Below are 22,034 nucleotides of genomic sequence, written 5' to 3'. Positions count from 1 at the left end.
AAACAATCCTTGCTACCTTTGGTCCCTAACCCGTAATGGAAATGATACATGTATTGATAGCAGATGACCATTCGATAGTAAGACTTGGCATAAAACAAATTATCTGCTCCCTGCCTGGCAACATGCATGTAACTGAAGCAAGAACATTTGATGAAACCATTTCTTTTATTGAAGCCCAACATTACAGCCTGCTGATACTGGACATTAATATGCCCGGTGGAAATAACCGCCAGATGATAGATGCCGTAAAACTACGGCTCCCTGACGTCAAAATACTGGTTTGCTCTGCCTATGAAGAAATGCTCTATGCGCTTAACTACCTTCAGTCTGGAGCAGATGGCTATATTGAGAAAAATTCCATCGATGAAGAGTTTAAAATAGCCATTAACGCCGTTCTTGGAGGAGAGAAATATATTAGTAAAGCCGTCCGGGATCAGCTGCTCAGAAAATATACCAAACAGGAAAACCTTTCTCCCAGCCCTTTCTCCGGGCTTTCCAGCCGTGAAATAGAAGTTATGAACCTGCTCACTAAAGGATTTCCACTCGTAAAAATTGCGGAAATACTGCATCTGCAACTCACCACCGTCAGCACATACAAAGCGCGTATCTTTGAGAAAACAGGCGTGAGAAATGTAATTGCTTTAGTAGAAAAAGCGCAGATGTACCAGGACGTTAATCATCCTGGAGAAGCTTTATTGAAAGTATAGTACCGTCGCCAGCGCGCAGGCTGCTCAATAAACGGGCATTGATCACCGGTAGTAGTTCCCTTACCAGTATCAGCCCTATACCGGTACTGTGAGAGTGCCCTGTACCGTCGTTTTCCGGATCATTCATCCAACTTCTTACTACTTCCGGCATTCCCATCCCCGTATCAGATATATTGATGACCACACTTCCTTCCTTTTCTTCAGCGGTTACTTCCACGGTACCCCGGATGGTATATTTCACGGCGTTGTCCAACAGGTTATGCAGCACAACAGCCAATAACAATCTATTAACTGTTACGGTCATTTCCGGCGGAACATGGCTGATGAGCTGTATACCTTTAGCATCAGACACCGGCCGGAAGATGTCCATCTTTTCTTCGACTAACTGGCACAGGCCTACGATTTCTTTGGAAAGTTCACCCGTCTGGAAAGTGGTCCGCATGTAATGTATCAGGTTGTCCACCAGGTGATGCATGCGGTAAAGGCTTTCATAGGTGACCGTTTTTATTTCTTCCTGTCGCAGAACGCCGGACAATGGTTCATCTTTATTGACCCGCAACAGGAACCGCAGGGGCGTTTTAATATCATGGGTAATGGCGGTAAGCAGGTGCTTATGCATCAGACTCTGCTTGCGTACCTGTTCGTCCGATGCCTGTAAGGTGGCCATTGTTTCCTGCAGCCTCCGGGTACGGTTAAATACCTTTATTTCCAATTGCCTGTTTTGCTCCTGGATATGCCGGATGCGCATCTTATAGAGCAAAATTACCAGGCAAACCAGGATAGCCAATACGATCAGGCGGAACCATCCTCTTTCATAAAAAGCTTCCGCTACATGAACGGCAATTACTTTTTCCATATACTGGTCCCTTCCGAAGCCCTTTAGCTTACGCACACGGATGCGGTAATTTCCTGAAGGCAACGATGATAAAGCGATCGTCCGGTCGCTGTTCACTGGTAGCCATATCCTTTCTTCCTGCCTGCCATCTTTTTCCAGGCAATAATAAAAATAAAGATTCCGTGGATCGCCAAAATAAGGAGAGCTAACATGTAAGCGGAGTGTTTTAAAATTATTCGGCAATGCTATACATGTTTCTGCTGCTGCCTGCTTCAGATCGCGTTCTACCCAGTCTACAAATATGCCTTTATCTGGCATCTCCATCCTGATCGCAGCCGGCGTAAATTGTACAAGCCCATCCAGCGATGGCAGGGAAATATCTCCATCCTCATACTTTATGGCACAGGGTTCGCAACCGCCATTGAACTCATTTGTGTTAAATCCCTGGTCCTTCCCAAAATAATAGTAAAATACATCACGCTGTTTTCCATCCGCAAAATCCAACACATCCTGCCGGCGAACACTAAATAAGCCTTTATTGGTAGTCAGCCAGAAATAACCCTTATCGTCCTCCATAATACAATGGGTGGTTGACATATACCGCTGCCTGTCCAGGGGCAAAGCTACCAACCGTTCATTCCGGTAAAGAAAAACACCCTGGTTATAAGTTGTAATCCAGATTTCTCTTTGTTTGGGAATATAAATGCTTCTTATATTCCCCGTTTCCAAACCTTTGATGGTATCGGTGCGTCCGGATGGCAGATGGATTCGATACATTCCCCTGGCAGTGCCCACCCATAAAATATCCGGGATTTGCCCCTCTTTGATATAAGTAACGTCATTGATAGCGGCCGGAAGAAATTGCAGCCCCCGGGCCGGATCAGCCATCTTCATATAATATAACCCAGGATATTTTCCACCTATCCATAAATCTCCGCCAGCGTCAATAAGAACCTGGGTAATGAGATACGGCAGTTGAATTTTGTACAATATCCTGCTGAAATCCGGCGATACGCAAATCAACAAAAATCCATCCCTCCCCCAATATCTTCCCTGCTTGTCGCGGGCCAGCGTATATTTTTCCAATGAATTTTTTCTATCGAACGATAACGGCAACCGACTGTACCTACCTTGCTGATCAAAGGCCAGGCCGGAGGGTGTTATTACCGCATTTCTACGAAAAGGCGCTTGCGCATAAAACACCTCCGCCTCCGAAACTTCAGATTTATAAGCTGTAAATTGCTGCCTGGTACAAACATAGAGCCCTTTGGTAGAACTCCCCAGGAAAACCCGGCTATTAGCCTCATCATAATAGATCGAATTAATATAAGCGGCATGCAGATCGAAATCCTGCAATACTACCGAACTATGAATATTTCCATCTTCTTTCAGCTGTAATTGATAGCAATTGCCATCGGTATAAACAAAAACCTGGTGGGTTGCCAGGTTCCAGAATAATTCCATCTTGCATTTACTAAATGCTGCATCGGAAAACAGATCCCCGGTAAGCGATACTTTTACCTGCCGGTCTTTGTTCCACCCCAGGATACGCCCATCCCGGTTAAGATAAAAAAGCCGGTTTCCGCACACAAATAACCGCCGCAGATCAAGCTGAGGTTGTATAATATGGTAGGCGCCTTTCCCATTCTTAACAAAAGAGATAGTATCGCGATTGACTTCGAAATAACTTTCGTTAGCATCCGGAATAACTACCGGACGCATAGTAGCGAAATGTACAGCATAATCGTCGGGCCATCCCCTGATAGGATAGAAATCATTCTTAGTATCCAGGTATTGCTGATATTGATATCCCGGCAACGCTTTTCCAACCTGTTTCACCCTGCTCTCTGTTACCGTTAATATTTCCTTGACATCTGTTTCTACAGTGATGGCGGTATCGTTGGGATAAATCCTGGCCATCCGGCTACTTTTCAGTCCGGGTACATTATCACTGTTAAAATTGAAAAAGTAATTACCATCAAACCGGGATAGCCCGTTTTCGGTAGCCAGCCACAGGAAACCATTCCGATCCGGTACGAGCCCCTTTATGCTGTTTTGTGGCAGGCCATCCTCGTCACTAAAATGTTTTACAAAATAATGCGGCGTTGTATCTATTGCAGCAATAGACGAAGCCGGGCTTAGATGTAATAAAGATAGGCTAAAACAAAAAATAAGGTTCATTGCAGATACAGGCACTAATAGCATGACAATACAACATCGTCTGTCATGTTCTTTTTATGACAACTGGATAAAGATATATAAATTTCAATATCAATTCTTTTTCTCTTTGATAAGTGAGGTGTTTAGTCAGGGGCGAGAGATTACTGGAATATCTCCAAAAAAAAAGCCTTCAGACAAAGTCTAAAGGCTTTTATACCAGCGGAGAGTCAGGGATTCGAACCCCGGGACCTGTTACAGTCAACAGTTTTCAAGACTGCCGCAATCGACCGCTCTGCCAACTCTCCAGGGACGCAAATGTATAAAACCAATTTTAAATAAAAAAAGTTTTGCAGAAAAAACTGCAAAACTCTTTCCCATAAAGGGTTTGATAACGAACTATGGACCCCAGCGACTTAGATGCCTGTCTGTTGAATCGAAAAATGAGCCTGTTAGTCCCCCGCTTTGATCCATAGTTCGCATCAAACTATTTCCAGCCGCCACCTAGCGAACGGTATAAATCTACCATCGCGCTCAGGCGTTGACGGTCAATATCTGCCTGTGACAGTTCTGCTTGTAATGACCGGCCCTGGGCGGTAATCACCTCCAGGTAGTTAGCCATGCCACTGCGAAACAGTTGCTGCGCCTGTTGTACGGCCAGTTGGGAAGTACTCACCTGGCGAATGGCAATTTCCTGCTGCGTTCTTACTTTATCCAACTTCACCAGCGCATCGCTCACTTCTCCAATAGCGTTCAGGGCAGTTTGTTTAAACTGTATCACCGCCTGCTCCCTTTGTATCTTAGCTACTTCCAACTGTGTTTTCAAAGCACGGCGCTGGAAAATGGGTTGTGTAATACCACCTGCCACGGTACCAAACAGGGAGGCCGGTAAATTAAACCAGGTGCTGGCTTTGAAGGCATTCACCCCACCGCTGCCGGTAATGGTAAGTGAGGGGTACATATTCCCCTGTGCGGCGCCCACCTGGGCATTGGCCGCTACCAGGCCCATTTCGCTGGCCCGTACGTCCGGGCGGCGACTGATCATGGCTGCAGGGATACCGGTAGGCAATGAGTCAGCCACGTGGAAGTCACTGAGCTTACCGGTACGGGTAATCGCAGCGGGCAGCTCTCCCATTAAAATGCGCAGGGCGTTTTCCTGTATGGCGATACCCTGTTCCAACTGCGGTACCAGCAATTCTGCTGTTTGCTGCTGGGATATAGCCTGTTGTACACCCAGCTCCGTTACCTCTCCGGCTGCTTTCTGCAGGCGGATCATCTTTACGATGGTATCGCTGAGCTGTACGTTTTTACGGGCAATGTCCAGCTGTTTATCCAGCATCAGCAAGTTGAAATAGCTGTTGGCAACTGCGGCTACGAGGCCAGTTTGTACGGCATGCTGGCCTTCATAGGTTTGCAGGTAAGTAGCCAGGGCTGCTTCCTTCTGACGGCGTATTTTGCCCCAGATATCTATTTCCCACGACATGCTTACACCCAGGTTGAAATCTTCCAGGTGATCGCCCAGCTTATTCAACGACAGGTTCAAACCCGTGAAACTATTCTTGGAAGGGAAATTGGTATTGGCAGAGGCGTTGGCAGTGAATGCCGGGAGCCATGCCACCTTGGCCTGCTTCAGGTACTCCTGGGCAGATGCCACCCTTTTTACCGCCAGCTGCAGATCATAGTTGCCGGTAATGGCGCTGTCGATCAATTGCTGCAAGGCAGGATCTGTGAAAAACTGCTTCCATTCTATGCTCGCAATACTACTGTCGGATGGGGCCACGTTGCCGAATTGCTGGGGCAGCGCCACCGGGGGCCGCTCATAATTGCGGCCTACCCGGCAAGCTGCTAACCCTACAACTAAGGACAACAGAATTAAAAATGAGCTATAACTTGTTTTCATTTGTCTTTTTTCTGATTCTGATAATAGATAATGCTAATCTTTTAGTGTACCAGCTTTGCCTCATGTACTTTTTCCACTTCCACTATCGGCTTGCGGCTGATTTTCTCTTGCAGGAACTGGAAAATTACAAACAGCACAGGTATGATGAATACCCCCAGGACCACCCCGGTAAACATGCCGCCTACAGTACTCCAACCAATTGAATGATTGCCTTTGGCAGATGCACCTTGTGTAAAGATTAATGGCAACATACCAACAATAAAGGCAAAGGAAGTCATCAATATTGGACGAAGACGAAGCTGTGCTGCTTCCAAAGCTGCCTGAACAAGCTTATAGCCTGCCTTTCGCCGTTGTATGGCAAACTCCACAATCAGGATCGCATTTTTAGCCAATAATCCTATCAGCATAATCATACCTATTTGTACGTAGATATTGCCCTCTATGCCGCTAAAGCCAATGAAACTATATACACCTAATATACCCGTAGGTACAGTAAGGATTACTGCCAGTGGCAGGATATAGCTTTCATACTGTGCAGCCAGCAGGAAGAATACGAACAACACACTCAATAAAAACACGAACGCAGTTTGGTTCCCCGCTCTTATCTCTTCCCTCGTAATACCCGTAAACTCATAGGCATATCCTTGTGGCAATGCCTTTTTCGATACTTCTCCAATGGCTTTAATTACATCACCGGTACTATAACCTGGTTTGGGTGTAGCATTAATGGTAACAGCAGTATACAGGTTGTTTCGTGTAACTGTTTCAGGGCCATATACCCGTGTAAATTTGGCCACTGTACTTACCGGTACCATCGTACCCAGGTTGTTCTTTACATAAATAGCATCCAATGAACTTTTATCCAACCGGTATGAAATGTCGGCCTGCGCCATTACGCGGCTATATTTCCCAAAACGGTTAAAGTCTGAAACGAAACTACTACCATAATATGTTTGCAGCGTACTCAACAAATCACCAACAGATACACCCAATTGTTTCACTTTTACCTCATCTATATCAATTGTGTATTGTGGATTACCCGTATTAAAAGTAGTGAACGCACTTGCCACTTCTGGCCGCTGACTCAATGCACCAACAAAACCCCATGCCGTTCCTGCTAATTTCTCCAGCGATCCGTTTGTTCTGTCTTGCAACATCATTTCTACCCCGCTCACATTACCGAAACCCTGTATTGTTGGAAAACCAACAAAAAAAGTTAAGGCATCATGTACCTGCATTGATTTGCCTAACAAACCGCCTGCAATAGCAGTCGGGTCTTTTACAGCACCTCTCTCGTTTCGATTTTTTAACCTTACAAATATCGCAGCATTAGGGGAAGCGTTCGCATTTGTTACGAAGTTCATCCCATTTGCAGCCCATACATCGCTCACACCCTCATCTTTCATCACAATTTTACTAATCTGGCTCGTCGCATTCTCCGTTCTGCTAAGTGAACTACCGGGAGGTGTTTGGGTGATACCAACTACGAACCCTTGATCCTCATCCGGAATAAACCCGGTAGGTGTTGTTTTGATCAGCCAAACTGTTGCAACCACCACAAGCAATAATCCGGTAATGGCCACCCATCTGTTCTTCATCAGGAATTTGATGCTCCGTATATATCTTGCCGTCATCGCATTAAAAGCGGTATTAAACACATCGAAGAAGCGGGCACCAAAACCTTTTTTCTTTCCACCTTCGCCTATATGCTGGTTCTTTAAAAATAAAGCACACAACGCCGGACTTAGCGTTAACGCATTCACCGCAGAAATAAAGATAGCAATGGCCAGTGTAAAGGCGAATTGTTTATAGAATACACCCGCAGGACCTTGTACAAAGCTCACTGGTATAAATACTGCTGCCATTACCAATGTGATAGAAACAATCGCACCGGATATCTCACTCATCGTTTTAACTGTTGCCTCTCTTGCCGCTAAATGCTCACGTTCCATCGTTGAGTGTACGGCCTCTACAACCACAATGGCATCATCCACCACAATACCAATAGCCAGTACCAATGCGAACAATGTAAGCAGGTTAATACTAAAGCCGAATAATTGTAAGAAGAAGAAGGTACCTATAATCGAAACAGGAACAGCAATTACCGGGATCAATGTAGAGCGCAGATCTTGCAGGAAAATGAAAACCACGATGGCCACAAGGATGAACGCAATGATCAGTGTTTCCTTTACCTGGTCGATAGATGCATCCAAAAATTCCTTCGAGTTGTACATTATCTTAAACTTCATACCACCGGGTAACGCCTTATCAAACTCTCCAATCTGTCGTTCCAGTTCGGTAAGAATTTCATTGGCATTGGAGCCCGGTGTCTGCACAATACCAAAACCAGTAGCCGGTTTGCCATCAAGCAAATTCGAGGCAGTATAAGTATAGCCACCAAGTTCAACCCTGGCCAAATCTTTAAGGCGAAGAACTGAACCATCGTTATTTGCCTTAATCACCATATTTTCATACTCTTCAGGCTTATTTAACTTTCCCTTGTATTTAATAATATACTCGAAAGATTCCTTACTACTTTGTCCCAAACGCCCTGGTGCAGCTTCTACGTTCTGATCTTTGATCGCATTCATCACTTCTGTTGTAGAAAGATTATTAGCAACAAGCCGGTCGGGCTTCAACCAGATACGCATCGAATAATCTTTTGAACCAAATGGCTGTACCTGTGCCACCCCTGGTATACGTTGTAACTGAGGGATGATATTAATTCTTGCATAGTTATTTAGGAACAGTTCGTTATACTTAACACTATCCTCGCTATATAAGGCCACAAACATCAGGAAGCTGCTCTGCACTTTCTGTGTAGAAAGCCCGGCTTGTAATACTTCGGGAGGCAGCTGGCTATTAGCTTTAGATACACGGTTTTGTACGTTTACTGCCGCAATATCAGGATCCGTTCCTTGTTTAAAAAAAACTGTCAGGATGTAGCTACCATCGTTGTTGGAATTGGAGGTCATGTACGTCATGTTCTCCACACCATTTACCGATTCTTCTATCGGGGTAGCAACTGTACGGGATATCACCTCCCCGTTGGCGCCAGGGTAATTGGCTATAACCTGTACAGATGGCGGCGCAATCTCAGGAAATAAAGCCGTAGGCAGGGAGAATAAAGACAACCCTCCCAGTATAACTAATATGATAGAAATAACCGTAGATAACACCGGCCTTTCAATAAATCGTTTTAACATAAATAACAATTATGGCTGCGGTATGTCCGCACGAACACAAACAGTGCATGTGTGTAACAACACTGCCTGCGTCACAATTTGAATAATGTTTTGTGTAAACGTTCTTAACACTGGCGTGCTTTCACGCTTAATTATTTTAAAGCAGCGGCTTTGCTTTCAACAAACTATCTATAGATACCATTTGTGGCTGAATAACAACGCCGTCTTTTAAACCACCCATCATCATGGTAGATTGAGAAGATAATACAATCTTATCTCCCACCTTCACGCCATCAGTCACAAAATAATAATTAGATGTTTTGCCAGAAATGGTCAGTGGTTTTGTAACGATTTTATTACTATCGGCCACTGTATAAACGAACACTTTGTCCTGCAATTCAAAGGTGGCTTCCTGAGGAATTACCAATGCAGAAGCATGTAAAGTAGGTACTCTGACTTTACCGGTACTACCACTTCTAAGCACTCCCTGTGCATTAGGAAAGCTGGCACGTAAACTAATTGCACCAATAGTTTTGTCAAACTGCCCTTCCACTATTTCAACTTTTCCTTTTTCAGGATAAACACTTCCATCTGCCAGGATTAATTCTACCGCTGGCATTCCTTTTACTTTTTCAGCAAAGCTGTTACCCGGATATTTTTCCTTGAATTTGAGGAAATCGGTTTCACTCAAAGAAAAATAAACACGCATATCCTTTACTTCAGAAATAGTAGTCAATGCGCCTGCCATTCCTCTGCTAACAAGGCTTCCCGTTTTAAAGGGAATACTACCTACATAACCATCGCTGGGCGCGGTAATATTTGTGAACCCAAGATTGATACGGGCAGCTTCTACCTGGGCCTGTGCCTGGGCAACATTAGCTTTCGCTGAATTGTAACTTGCCTCAGCCGATTTTAATTGAACATCCGATACCACATTATTACTAAGTAGCGGTTTCAATTTATCAACGTTGATTTGTGCATTCTCTAATGCCGCTGTTGCAGCTTGTAAATTTGCGGTGGCATTGTTGAGTTGCTCTACATAAGGTCTTCTGTCGATCGTGAAAAGTGTTTGACCTTTGCTGACGTAAGCACCTTCATCTACTGAAATATTCGTTAGATAGCCGTCTACCTGTGGTCTTATTTCCACATCACGGGTCCCTTCTATCGAAGCAGGGAAATCCTGAAACGTTGTAGCAGGTAAGGTAACTGCTTTAATTACGGGTAAAGGCTGCGCTCCCCCTTGCTCCTGATGTGCCTGTGATGTGCCACAGCCAGACATCACTGCGAGGATGATAGCACTATAAATTAAGCCTGCCGGCAAATTTGCGAAAATAGTTCTCCTTAGTTTCATACTTGTTTTTTTTAATCGTGCAACAATAAATCTCTCTCCGTAATGAAGACAATACAACTCACATTGCTTCACAGCAGCAGTTTGGTAACAGCATTCGGGAGTGAAAATACAGGTAGTTAATGTTGCGGCTTCGGGCAACGCATAATGTCACAGCATATTATACGTAAGCACACAACTAAATGTTACTACTGTAAATAAAATTAATAGAAAGGTATTGCGGAATCTCCGCTAAAAAATTCTCATTGGTTTTCAAATTTTGAATGGTGTACGGGCAACACCATTTATTGATAACGATGCAAAAATAAAACAATAATGTTAACGGACGTTTAAATTATTACGGGTTTAATTGTACTTTTCACGGATACTCTTTTGGAAAGAGGCCGGCGTAAACCCGGAATGTTTCTTAAAAAAGCGGTTAAAATAGGCGTCATCCTCGAAATTCAACTGCGCCGCGATCTGCTTAACAGAGTGCTCACCCCAATACAGTAGCCGCTTTGCCTCCATAATCCGCTTTTCATCTATAATAAATTTTGCATTCCTTCCAAGCAAGGCTTTCACTGTGTCATTTAGATGTCCCGGTGAAACGTACAACATTTCTGCATAATCAGATACCTGCGCCTTCTCATGAAAATGCTGGTCAACCAACATCTTAAACTGCCGCGCCATATTATATTGCGAGCTCTCCGCATTCATCCAGTCGCCCGATGGCTCAGAAATCCGGCCACAGGCGATCACAAACGCATTCAATAAATTCCGGATAATGGCTTCCTTCCGTAGCTTATCACCGTTATACTCCTTGCGGATCAGGTCTGCATACGACAATACCTCCTCCAGCTGCTCTTCATTCAGGGGAATCATCCCGGAACTGAATACACAACGCCAGCAACTAACGACTCCCTGCATTTCGGGCACCAGGAAGTCGTTAGTAAAATAAATATTGATCAACTCAGCGTCCGGATCCATCTCATGCTGATGCACCTGGTTAGGCTCCATCAACATCAGCGCAGGCGCGTCCATTTCGTATTGTTTAAAATCGATCGACTGCCTTATACGGCCCTTGATCAATATATCAATGCTGTATCCGTTATGACGATGCGGGACATTCATATCCCCTATACAAGCCTCAAACCCTTTCCACTCGCCCATAAAAAAATTAGCGCCATTTGCATAGTCACAGTTATAAACCTCAATAGGCGAATTACGTGTTATAACGCGTTCTAATACTTCCATTGGTTGAATATTTTAACAGTAACCATCATTCAAATTGAGGAAGTAAAGGTAGCTGATTAGATATCCATCTTCCAACTATACGCGGTATAGATATTTTCTATACCATCGATATTACTTCCCTTCTTCTATCTTTTCTGTCGGCTTCTCCTGCACCAATACCAGGTCGCTGAGCTTTACATTGATCGGAATGTTACCAATCTTCACAATGGCACGCTTGTCGCGGATCTCCAACACTTTACCCACCTGGCGGTTGGTCACAATTTTCACCAGCATGCCTACTTCAATCTCCCCACGTACTTCCTCAAACTTATCCTGCACTTTTTTCTGCAGCTGCTCATTATGCTGCTTTTCCCTGCGGCGGAATAATAGAATTTCGGCCTGTTTCATCACTTTCTCTTTGTCATCGGCGCGCTTCCACTCTATCACGATCTGCTTCAGCTTGCGCTCCATATCTTTCAGGTACTGCAGGTCATCTTCCTTAATCTGGTTTTGTAATTTCAACAAGGTATACTGCTGTTGCTTGCGCTCCTTATCGGCCAGTATCTCGTATTCTTTCTTCAACCGCTCGTTTTCCTTCAGTAACTTCTGCAGTTCTTTCTCTTTATGCTCCACCTTCTGCAGATCCTGTTCGGCTTTATTCAGCAATTTATCCAGCTGGAAATGCCCTTCATCCACCAGCTTCTTGGCACGGGCTATCAACGAAGGATGTAACCCGATACGCTCTGCAATGGAAAAAGTATAGGAACTTCCAGGCTTACCCACCATCAATTTATACATGGGCAACAGCGTTTGTTCGTCGAAGCCCATCGCTCCATTGATAATACCTTTCACCTTATTGGCCATTACCTTCAGGTTCAGGTAGTGCGTGGTGACTACGCCAAAAGCATGCTTCTTGGCCAGTTCCTCCATGATCACCTCCGCAAAAGCCCCTCCCAGGTTAGGATCAGAGCCGCTACCCAGTTCATCTATGAAGAACAACGTTTTGCCGTTCGCATTCTCCATAAAATATTTCATGTTTTTGAGATGAGAACTGTAGGTACTCAGCTCAAATTCGAGCGACTGTGTATCCCCGATATGGATCATCAGCTGTTTGAAAATACCCAGCTGCGACGAAGGATGGACCGGTACCAGCAGGCCAGCCTGCAACATCAGCTGTATCAGCCCGATGGTTTTGAGGGTCACCGTCTTACCACCGGCATTGGGTCCGCTGATCACCAGGATATGCGCGTCCTTATCCAGGTTGATATTCACCGGGATGGTAGGCTTCTGGTTTTTCCGGTTGTACAGCAACAGCAACGGATGATAAGCCTGTACCAGGTTCAACTGGGCATGTGGCAACAGCATCGGATAATTGGCATCCATGTCCAGTGCCAACCTGGCTTTCCCTCTGATAAAATCAAAGGTGCCCAGTACCTGGTGATAGCTGTTCAGCAAACCGGAGTAGCTGCTCAGGGAAGCCGTCATGGCTTTGAGAATGCGGTACACTTCCCGGCCCTCTTCTCTTTCGAGCGACTGTATATCATTATTGAGCTGTATCGTTTCCTCCGGCTCCAGGAAAGCCGTTTTACGGGTATCCGATTCACCCAGGATAAGCCCTTTCACCATCCGCTTATTTTCTGCGTAGATGGCTACCACCCTGCGTCCATTGAGGAATGCCTCCTCCTGGTCGGCCAGGTAGTTGAGCTTTTGCAGTTTCTGGAGAATACGGTCAAATATCCGGCGTAATTCCGTACGCTTACGGAACAGCGACATGCGGATCTTGGCCAGATCGGACGAAGCATTGTCTTTTACCTGTCCCAGTTCATCCAGCACTTCGTCAATCGTGGCAGTAATCTTCTTCTCATAATGGGTGTCTTTGATCACGTCAAACAAGCCGGCATACTGGATGCGGCGGTCGTGGTCAAAGAAACGGACAATACTGTGCATACTTTCTGCGAGCTTGCGCAGCTGCATGGCCTGTTCACCGGTTAATACGGCCCCCTGGATCTCCAGCAGCCGTAATTCCTTTTTCAGGTTCAGTATGTAATCGTTGGGAAAATTCTCCTGCAACAGGGTGAGTTGTTTATATTCATGGGCCTGTTGAAGGGCTGTTTTAACATAATCTATGTGCGTGTGCAGGCGCAGTTCTGCGGCCATTTCCTTGCCCAGTTCTGTTTTACAATGCTCTTGCAGCAATGCCTGTACTTTATCGAATTCCAACTGCACCAACGCAGATTCTGGAAAATATTTCAAGTGTTATTTAATTTAAAGTAAGAAGCCACAAACAATCCATACTTGTTTGTGTCTGCGTAAAAGGTTTACGATCATGCGCGTGAAAGCGCAGCCAACGGAGTGGCGGGGAAAATACTATCCGGGAAAATGATTAATTCTTGTTCATCGCTATTGTCATTATGCTATCAAACGTATCCGGTTATGCCGGCTTTTTATATCGGTTCCTGCTGCTGCTGACGTATGTTTTTTGACGGCTTCCAGGGCGCCCTCGGGTTCCCACAAACTGCAAAAGAATGTTAAAGTTACTTAACTTGTTCTTTTCCTGCATCATTTATTACGTAAATTATTATAAAAACAGGGATAATAAAGGTGCTCAGACAGACTGCAATGCGACTACAGTATTGAATCTGAGTCATATTTAAAAAAAGGTGCATCTTTAAAATTTTATTTTTATGAGAAAATATTCCATCTTCATTTGTCTGATTGCACTGGCACTTTTTGCCTGTGCCCAAAATAAAAAAGATAAAGTACCGGGCGATATGGAAGTAAGTAACAATCAACAAACAGCCACCGCCACCTTTGGAGGCGGCTGCTTCTGGTGTACAGAAGCCCAGTTCCAGGAACTGGAAGGAGTGATTAAGGTAGAATCTGGCTATGCCGGCGGCACGGTGGCCAATCCTACCTACGAAGAGGTATGTACCGGCAATACCGGCCATGCGGAAGTAATCCGGGTCACCTACGATCCCACCAAGGTCAGCTACGAAGAACTGCTGCAGGCATTTTGGCTCAGCCACGATCCCACCCAGCTAAACCGGCAGGGCAACGATGTAGGTACCCAATACCGCAGTGTAATATTCTATAATAGCGAAGAGCAGAAAGAGAAAGCGGAGCTTTATAAGAAGAAATTACAGGAATCAGGCGCCTACGATAAACCAATCGTCACCGAAATTGCTCCCCTGACTACCTTCTACAAGGCGGAAAACTACCACCAGAACTATTATAACGACAATGGTTCTCAACCTTATTGCACTTTCGTGATCAAACCTAAACTCGAAAAATTTAAAAAAGCATTTGCCGGACACCTGAAGAAAGGACTGTAATGGAGCGCAAAGCGGAAAGCAAAAAGCCCTTGTAGCGAATGACTGACAGGATGTTTAAATATTCGCTGAGATTATTCGCAACAAGGGCTTTTTGCTTTCCGCTTTCCATTTTATACCTTCCTTTCAGCTTTTTTTACTATCTTATATAGCAGTTTTTAAAACGTTCCACTATTAATGAACACTGTACAAGAATGTCCCTGGTGTGGAAGCGACCAAATTATACGCACCATCCCGGAAAAAGACCCTGTTAACGTTATTATCGTCTGTAAACAATGCCAACGGATTATTTCCGATACTGATAACAGCTCCGCTGCCAGGAAGACTAACCCTGCCAGGCAAAACGTGGAGGAAAAAGTCATCCAGCTATGTATGAATGCCGGCAAGCTCCCGGCCATCAAGTATTACCTCACCGAAATGAACAAAATGCCCGGAATCCCTCCTATCGGGCTCCGGGAAGCCAAAGAAACGGTAGAAGCCATCCTGTATACCCGCGGTCTCAGCAGTATGGTGAAAAAACCTAATAAAAACGGCGGCGTCATCGCCCTGATCGTACTGGTGCTCATCATCGCCTGCATTGTCTACTTCTTCACCCACAGATAAATTTTTCCTTTCCCCGGATAATCGTACCTTTGTACTGTAATAAAGTCAATTACAGAATGAACAACGGACGATTCCCCATATCACTGCATATACTCACGCTGATGGCCAGCTCGGCCGGGGAATTATTGTCCTCCGACTATATTGCCGGCAGTATCAACATCAACCCTGTACTGGTACGCAAGGAAATCAGCAACCTGCGCAACTTCGGGCTGATAGAAAGCAAAGAAGGCAAAAACGGCGGCGCCACCCTGGCCAAATCAGCCGATAAAATCCGGCTTTCTGAAGTATACCACGCCGTACAACAGGCTTCCCTGCTGGGAAACAGTAAAAATAAACCTAACCCGGACTGCCCAATCGGCAAACAAATCAACCTCCACCTCGACCATCTTTACGAGGATATAGAAGGAGCTTTACTACATAGATTAGAGAAAATGAGCCTGGCGGATTTTTTACGCCAGTTTCAATAGTTTTTTATCAAAGGCAATGCTGCCACGAGGAGGAATAGCATGCAACTCAACGATCTCAGAAATATTACCAGCGAATTTAAAAGCACCAGCCAGATGCCCGTCATGTTCATTGGCCACGGTAACCCAATGAATGGCATCAGCGACAACGCCTTTACCCGTGCACTGGGTAAAATGGGGCAAGACCTGTCCCATAAGCCTGCCGCCATACTGGTCATTTCCGCTCACTGGCTCACCAAAGGCACCCATGTGCTGGTAGCGGCACAACCGGAAACCATACACGACTTCGGCGGATTCCCCGAAGCCTTGTACGCGGTACAATATCCGGCGCCCGGCGCACCGGAACTGGCCCGGGAAACCAAACAACTCATCACCTCCACCCAGGTCATAGAAGATGACCACTGGGGACTGGACCACGGCTCCTGGACGGTACTCAAACACATGTATCCGATGGCCGATGTTCCTGTATATCAATTGAGCATCGACTATCATCAGCCACCGGAATATCACTTTAAACTGGCAGCCGAATTAAAAGCCCTGCGCAACAAAGGCGTGCTCATTATGGGCAGTGGCAATATTGTACATAATCTCCGCCAGGTGGTATTCAGCGATAATGCCAAACCATACGACTGGGCCCTCTCTTTCGACAACACCGTAAAACAAAAACTGGAACAGGGCGCCTTCAACGACCTGGTCAACTACCGCAACCTGGGCCTCGAAGCACAATTATCTATCCCTACCAATGATCACTATTTACCCATGATCTATACCCTGGGACTGGTAGATAAAAATGAATCCATACAATTTACTTACGAAGAAATACAAAACGGCAGTATTAGTATGCGCTGTTTTAAAACGACGTAAAGCCGAAAGCAAAAAAGCTATTGTGGAGAATGATCTTAGCGAATATTTAAAAATCGCAATAGTTATTCTCCACAATAGCTTTCCGCTTTATGCTTTATGCTTTATGCTTTCAGCAACGCTCCTTCCTGCTGCACCCGGCGGCCTTCCACGTTAATATCAATGGCTTTGAGAATCTCTTCTCTCATCTCTTCTGTTACGCGGCTATAACCAAACATCTTCGCAATGCAGGGTACTGCATCTTCCCGTTGAATTGCCACAGCATCTTTCACCACTTTTTCCAGGGCCACCCCAATTTCTTCTACGGCAATGTAGTTGATTTTTCGGGCGGAAGCCGGCAACTGGCTGCGGTTACGTACTACCGGTGCAGGCAACGCAGTATTCCACAGGAATTGTCCTTTGATCTTAATGCGCTTACTGGCGTCAGAATGACGCACTGCATGCCGCAGAATTTCCCGGATACGTGGCCCTACCCGCGTAATGCCCGCCGCTTCTGTCATGCGCCGCGCCACTTCATCGAAGTGTACGGGGCTTTCTACTACCACTACCTGTTCTATCCAGTCGCACAACTTACCTATGGGCGACAGGTGGAATTCCTGTTCTTTTATTTCTTCCGGCAACACCGCCGTTTCATAAGCCGGCACCTCTTCTTCAACGGTCTCGACAGCTTCCCGCATAATCGTTGGCGGTGCATCGTTCACCGGCTCCATAGTAGCTGTATCAGACATCGCATAAGCCGCCTTGGCCTTCTCAATGGCAGCCACCAGGCGTTTCAGTTCGCGTTCCGGATCGCGGAACCAATCGGTACTCCACACACGATATATTTTCCAACCCATGGCTTCCAACACCTGCTGCCGCAGGCGATCACGGTCGCGGGCCGACCTTGCCGAGTGATAGGCCGCTCCGTCGCATTCAATTCCCAGCACATAACGTCCGGGATATGCAGGATCTACAATGGCCATATCGATATAAAAGCCTTTCGACCCCACCTGCTTACGCACTACATATCCCAATGCTTCCAGCTTGGCAGCCACATTTTCTTCAAACGGACTGTCCGCCGGCAATCCTGTTTCCGCCGTCAGATACAACCTGCCATGCTGCGCGAAATACAGGAAGTTTTTCAGTGACTGTATACCGTAACTTTTTGATTTACTGAGATCGATATCATCCGCGGTGATATTGGTAAAGACCTCACACCTCGACTTAGCGCGGGTGATGAGTACGTTCAGCCGCCGTTCTCCACCTTCATTGTTCAGCGGACCAAAAGACATGGCCACATATCCTTCCTCCGTACGTCCGTAGCCGATAGAGATAAAGACCACATCTCTTTCATCGCCCTGTACATTCTCCAGGTTCTTTACAAAAAATGGTTCGTCAGCATGCCCGCTGAAAAACGATTCCAGCTCTGGTGATTGCCGGCGACGCAACTCCAGCGCATCGCTGATCGCCTGTCGCTGTGAAGTACTGAAAGCAACCACACCCAGGCTCAGTGCCGGATGTTTGCGCGCATGCTCCATCACGGCATCAGCCACAATTTCTGCCTCTTTGGGATTGGTGCGGGTCTTTCCCCGGTCGTAAGCCGTATCTGCCAGGTGATGGAATACCAGCCCTTTTTGTTCTTTGGAACCAGGGCTGGGGAATATTACCAGCTTATTTTCGTAAAACTCATGATTAGATAAAGTAATCAACGACTCATGCCGGCTGCGGTAATGCCAGCGCAGCATCCGCTGTGGCGCCCCCTGGGCATCACACAGTCCGAGAATGCTCTGCATGTCGGCAGTTACATTGTCCTCATCATCGGTTTCTTTGGTGAGCGAATCAAAGAAACTGGTAGGCGGCAACTGTTTATTATCACCCACCACTACCAACTGCTTTCCGCGCAGGATAGCGCCCAGCGCTTCCACCGGCTTCACCTGGCTGGCTTCATCGAAAATTACCAGGTCGAATTCCAGCGTGGCTGGCGGCAGGAAATTAGCGATCGACAGTGGGCTCATCATAAATACCGGCTTCACCGCCTGTATCGCAAAACCAGCTTCCTGCATCAGTTTGCGGATAGGCATATGACGCGCCTTCTTATTAAATTCTGTCCGGAGAATATTTACCTGTCCCCCTGCATCCATACGGGGCATCTGCTCCCAATGCTGCAAAGCAGCACGGGCACGGTTATACTGGAGATTCAGCACATCCAGCTTGCGGAACTGCTCTACCAGTTCCTCATGGCCGCCACGCTCAAACTTACGCAGTGCCGGCTGCGATTTTACCGCTGTTTCTACCAGGTACTCATACCAGGTTTTCTGCAAGGCAGTCTTCAACCATTGAGAAGCCCCTGCCCATTCAATAGCCGGTGTAACCAGGCACTCCAGTTTTTCTCCTATAGCCGTTTCCGTGATATTATTCCAGGAAATCAGGTGATGAATTTCCGGTAATTGGTCAGACCATTTTTGCAACAGCGTTTGCTGCGCTTCAAATGCCAGCGGGTAATGCTGCCCGTTCATTTGTAGCTTTTGTAAGACAGTGGTGCAATATGCCTGCTGTTCTTCCAGTAAGCGCAACAGGAGTGCTTTGTCCGCCAGCGCGGCGGCGGCATCTTTATGCTCGCGCAGGTAGGATATTACCACCGCCGGCCAGGTACCCGCAGCAATGCGTTGGTGCATCTCCGTTATATAACGGGTAGCTTCCTTCAAAGCATTCCAGGCGGTTTGTGATTTCTGCCAACGGCTGCCAAATAGCGCGCTCCCCAATGCAGCATGCTCTTTCAACACCGTGTCGTGTCGCCTGAATTCCATAATAGCAGCCACGTAGCGCAACTTCTCCTCATTATCTTTAGGCAGAGGACCTATACACAGCGCTGCCAGCTGGCGATTACTGCGTTTATAGGCGCCTATCAGGAACTTATACCATTTTTCGCCATGTGCCAGCAAATCCTGGCGGATTTCCATCACATTTTGCTCCCATGCTTCAGGTATCAACACCTCCTGGTATTGCTCCTGTACTTCGGTAGCCGCAGCGCCGGCAGCCAGCCAATCTGTTATGTCCTGGCGCTGTTGTAACCAGGCCCGGTGGTCTACGGCGATGTCCTGCAGATCCGGTTGCTGCGACAATAACTCACAAATAGCGATCAGGGCATGAATGCCGTTGGCATCTGCCGGAGTAGCCATCCCGATTTTTTCTGCGATAGCCGCAGCTGATTGCTGTAACGATGTCAGGGCCGTAATAGCCGTATGTAACGTCTCCGTTAATGCCGCCTGTTCATGCGGCAATAACACCGTCAACTCGCTGCCTTTAAACGTCAGGGAAGCCGGTACCCCCGTTTCCTGCAAACAAGCCTGTATACGCGCTGCCATAGCAGTAGCCCGGCTCATTGCCGTGGCATCCCATTGCGCGATATCCGGTAAGTCGAGCCGGGGAATAGTAATACCGGCCGTCATCTCGCTTAACCGTAACAGGTGGCCTATTACCTGGTGTACTGTCAAACCACTTTTCTCAATGGCCCCATTCACCGACAGGCAATAATCATTCAATGTTTTTTTACAATCTGCCAGCAATAATACTTCTTCCTGTAATTTCTGGATGTTGGGGCGTCCCAGTTCCAATACCCTCCGGAGCTCCTGGTGCAGTTCTTTCTTGTTCGCCTTGTGGCTGTGCAGCTCCAGGCAGGCTTCTCCCAGCTGAATGTTATCCAGCCGGCGTTTCACCACTTCCAGGGCCGCCAGCTTCTCGGCAACGAACAGCACTTTCTTTCCCCGCCCAATGGCGTCGGCAATAATATTGGTAATGGTTTGAGATTTACCGGTACCCGGAGGGCCCTGTATCACCAGGTTACGCCCCTCCTGTACGGCCAGCATGGCCATGATCTGCGAGCTGTCGGCATCCACTACCTGGTACAGCTCATGCGCGGAGGTATCATTGTCGATAAATGCGTCTTCCGGTATGGCGGGCCGGTCGTCCGAAAAACCGCCACCAAAAAGGCTTTGAATAATAGGATGGGTGAGTATATCGTTATCCTGCTGCCACTTGGCGGTATCCAGGTCGTTGTAGATCATAAATTTGCCAAAGGAGAAAAAGCCCAGCTCTATAGCATCCGCCTCCACTCTCCATCCTGGCATTCCAGCAATAGCAGCGGTAACAGCCGCGAAGTATGCATTTACGTCAAAATCTTCCGTATCTGGCAAATCGGGAATGTCGATATTAAAATCGGCTTTCATTTTTGCCTGCAGGGAAATATTGGCGCCTACCTCTTCCAGCGAGTATTTCAACCGGAAACGCTCCCGTGCACTGGAACGGTCCAGCAACACCGGTACCATGATCAACGGCGCCAGTCTTACTTCTTCCCGTTCGGTTTCTTCGTACCAATGCAGCATGCCCAGAGAAATATACAGGATATTAGCGCCTGTTTCCTCTACACTCATACGGGCGGCATAATACGTATTCAAAAGTTTGGTATGCAGATTTACCTGGGTTTCATTTGTCTGTAAACGAGTATCTGTATACGCGTCTTTCGACACCACCGGTTCATTATATTCCACTGCTTCCTCCTCCTGCTTCTTTTCAGGGCGTCCGAGGAAGGACATGGTTTTATTCTCCCGCACCAATATCTCATAAATGGCGGCAGATTGTTCTTCTACAATATGTAATCCTTTACCACTGGTTTGTCGGTAATTCAACAATGGATTCCTGAGCCCCAAATCCAGCAACTCCTTACGGGATGACTCAAGCCTGGCTAATATGGATGCGATCATAATAACAATAATGATAAACGCTACAAATATAATTTTAATAAACGGTGAAGCAGGGAACGAAGTATATAAAACGCAGAAATTCCCTTTTTTCCGGGAAATCGCAGCCGGTGCATCCCCGGCATATAGCTATATTTACGCCACAAACCAAACCCCGTCCTGCGGTTCAGGACATTACCTGTATGAATACAAGATCTATCATTTCTCTTTCTTCTTTTGTACTGCTGGTGTTTGTTGGCCTGATCATCCTGGGATTATGGGGCTGCCCCCAGTACAAAGTATACTCCCAGCGCATGGAAGGAGAAGCCCTGCTGGCCCATGCCCAGGCATCCAAGGAAGTAGCCGTGGCCGAGGCCCGCGCTAAAATGGAAAGTGCAGCGATGCTGGCTGCTGCCGATACCATCCGCGCACATGGCGTGGCCCGCTCCAACCAGATCATCGGCGAGTCGTTGCGCAATAATGAAGCATACCTGCATTGGCTGTGGATAGATAACATCGATAAAAATCCACAGGCAGTGATTTATGTACCTACAGAAGCTAACCTTCCTATCCTGGAAGCCGGGCGCAGACCATGGTTGAGGGATACCACCAGCAGAAAATAAAAAGAGGCTGTATCATAAATAAATGGTACAGCCTCTTCTTTTTTGATGGTGCATTTTATCAATTTGAGATAATATCTTAAAAAATCAATATTCTT

General features: G+C 46.5%; 13 protein-coding genes and 1 tRNA gene. 6 read left to right on the top strand and 8 right to left on the bottom strand.

What is annotated here, in order from left to right; all coding sequences use genetic code 11:
• Positions 1-41 precede the first annotated feature (41 nt).
• A complete protein-coding gene (locus FHW36_RS28855) occupies positions 42-707 on the top strand; it encodes a response regulator (RefSeq protein WP_186452667.1) in 666 nt (221 codons plus the stop codon).
• Here the strand turns inward: FHW36_RS28855 and FHW36_RS28850 are convergent.
• The 7 genes from FHW36_RS28850 to FHW36_RS28820 form a co-directional block, all read right to left on the bottom strand.
• A complete protein-coding gene (locus FHW36_RS28850) occupies positions 673-3,723 on the bottom strand; it encodes a sensor histidine kinase (RefSeq protein WP_186452666.1) in 3,051 nt (1,016 codons plus the stop codon). The genes FHW36_RS28855 and FHW36_RS28850 overlap by 35 nt on opposite strands.
• Positions 3,724-3,922: 199 nt before the next feature.
• Positions 3,923-4,007 (bottom strand) — tRNA-Ser (locus FHW36_RS28845).
• A 179-nt stretch (positions 4,008-4,186) separates the two neighbouring features.
• Positions 4,187-5,566, bottom strand: coding sequence for an efflux transporter outer membrane subunit (locus tag FHW36_RS28840; RefSeq protein ID WP_246121249.1), 1,380 nt, complete (start codon positions 5,564-5,566; stop codon positions 4,187-4,189).
• A gap of 74 nt (positions 5,567-5,640) precedes the next feature.
• Positions 5,641-8,805: an efflux RND transporter permease subunit gene (locus FHW36_RS28835; protein ID WP_145674744.1), complete on the bottom strand. Its 3,165-nt coding sequence runs from the start codon at positions 8,803-8,805 to the stop codon at positions 5,641-5,643.
• A 136-nt stretch (positions 8,806-8,941) separates the two neighbouring features.
• Positions 8,942-10,135: an efflux RND transporter periplasmic adaptor subunit gene (locus tag FHW36_RS28830; protein WP_145674743.1), complete on the bottom strand. Its 1,194-nt coding sequence runs from the start codon at positions 10,133-10,135 to the stop codon at positions 8,942-8,944.
• Between the two features lie 342 nt (positions 10,136-10,477).
• A complete protein-coding gene (locus FHW36_RS28825; protein WP_145674741.1) occupies positions 10,478-11,365 on the bottom strand; it encodes a helix-turn-helix domain-containing protein in 888 nt (295 codons plus the stop codon).
• 111 nt (positions 11,366-11,476) lie between these two features.
• Positions 11,477-13,597, bottom strand: a complete 2,121-nt coding sequence (locus tag FHW36_RS28820) for an endonuclease MutS2 (RefSeq protein WP_145674739.1) — start codon at positions 13,595-13,597, stop codon at positions 11,477-11,479.
• A 431-nt stretch (positions 13,598-14,028) separates the two neighbouring features.
• On the opposite strand from FHW36_RS28820, the gene msrA reads away from it, so the two are divergent.
• The 4 genes from msrA (at position 14,029) to ygiD (ending at position 16,604) form a co-directional block, all read left to right on the top strand.
• Complete coding sequence (gene msrA / locus FHW36_RS28815) at positions 14,029-14,676, top strand: peptide-methionine (S)-S-oxide reductase MsrA (RefSeq protein WP_145674737.1); 648 nt, start codon at positions 14,029-14,031, stop codon at positions 14,674-14,676.
• 174 nt (positions 14,677-14,850) lie between these two features.
• Positions 14,851-15,276, top strand: coding sequence for a hypothetical protein (locus FHW36_RS28810; protein ID WP_145674735.1), 426 nt, complete (start codon positions 14,851-14,853; stop codon positions 15,274-15,276).
• A 56-nt stretch (positions 15,277-15,332) separates the two neighbouring features.
• A complete protein-coding gene (locus tag FHW36_RS28805; protein WP_145674733.1) occupies positions 15,333-15,743 on the top strand; it encodes an Rrf2 family transcriptional regulator in 411 nt (136 codons plus the stop codon).
• 39 nt (positions 15,744-15,782) lie between these two features.
• Positions 15,783-16,604, top strand: coding sequence for a 4,5-DOPA-extradiol-dioxygenase (gene ygiD, locus FHW36_RS28800; protein ID WP_145674730.1), 822 nt, complete (start codon positions 15,783-15,785; stop codon positions 16,602-16,604).
• Between the two features lie 101 nt (positions 16,605-16,705).
• Here the strand turns inward: ygiD and FHW36_RS28795 are convergent, their stop codons facing one another.
• Positions 16,706-21,340 carry a DUF3320 domain-containing protein gene (locus FHW36_RS28795; protein WP_145674724.1) on the bottom strand — a complete coding sequence of 1,545 codons (4,635 nt, stop codon included), beginning with the start codon at positions 21,338-21,340 and terminating at the stop codon, positions 16,706-16,708.
• A gap of 179 nt (positions 21,341-21,519) precedes the next feature.
• Between FHW36_RS28795 and FHW36_RS28790 the strand changes: the two genes are divergently transcribed.
• Positions 21,520-21,939: a hypothetical protein gene (locus FHW36_RS28790; protein WP_145674718.1), complete on the top strand. Its 420-nt coding sequence runs from the start codon at positions 21,520-21,522 to the stop codon at positions 21,937-21,939.
• The last annotated feature ends 95 nt before the right edge of the window (positions 21,940-22,034 follow it).

This window comes from Chitinophaga polysaccharea (assembly GCF_007829335.1).
Classification (GTDB): Bacteria; Bacteroidota; Bacteroidia; order Chitinophagales; family Chitinophagaceae; genus Chitinophaga; species Chitinophaga polysaccharea_B.
The sequence above is the reverse complement of the archived record's forward strand: the minus strand, read 5'-3'. Positions and strand labels throughout refer to the sequence as shown.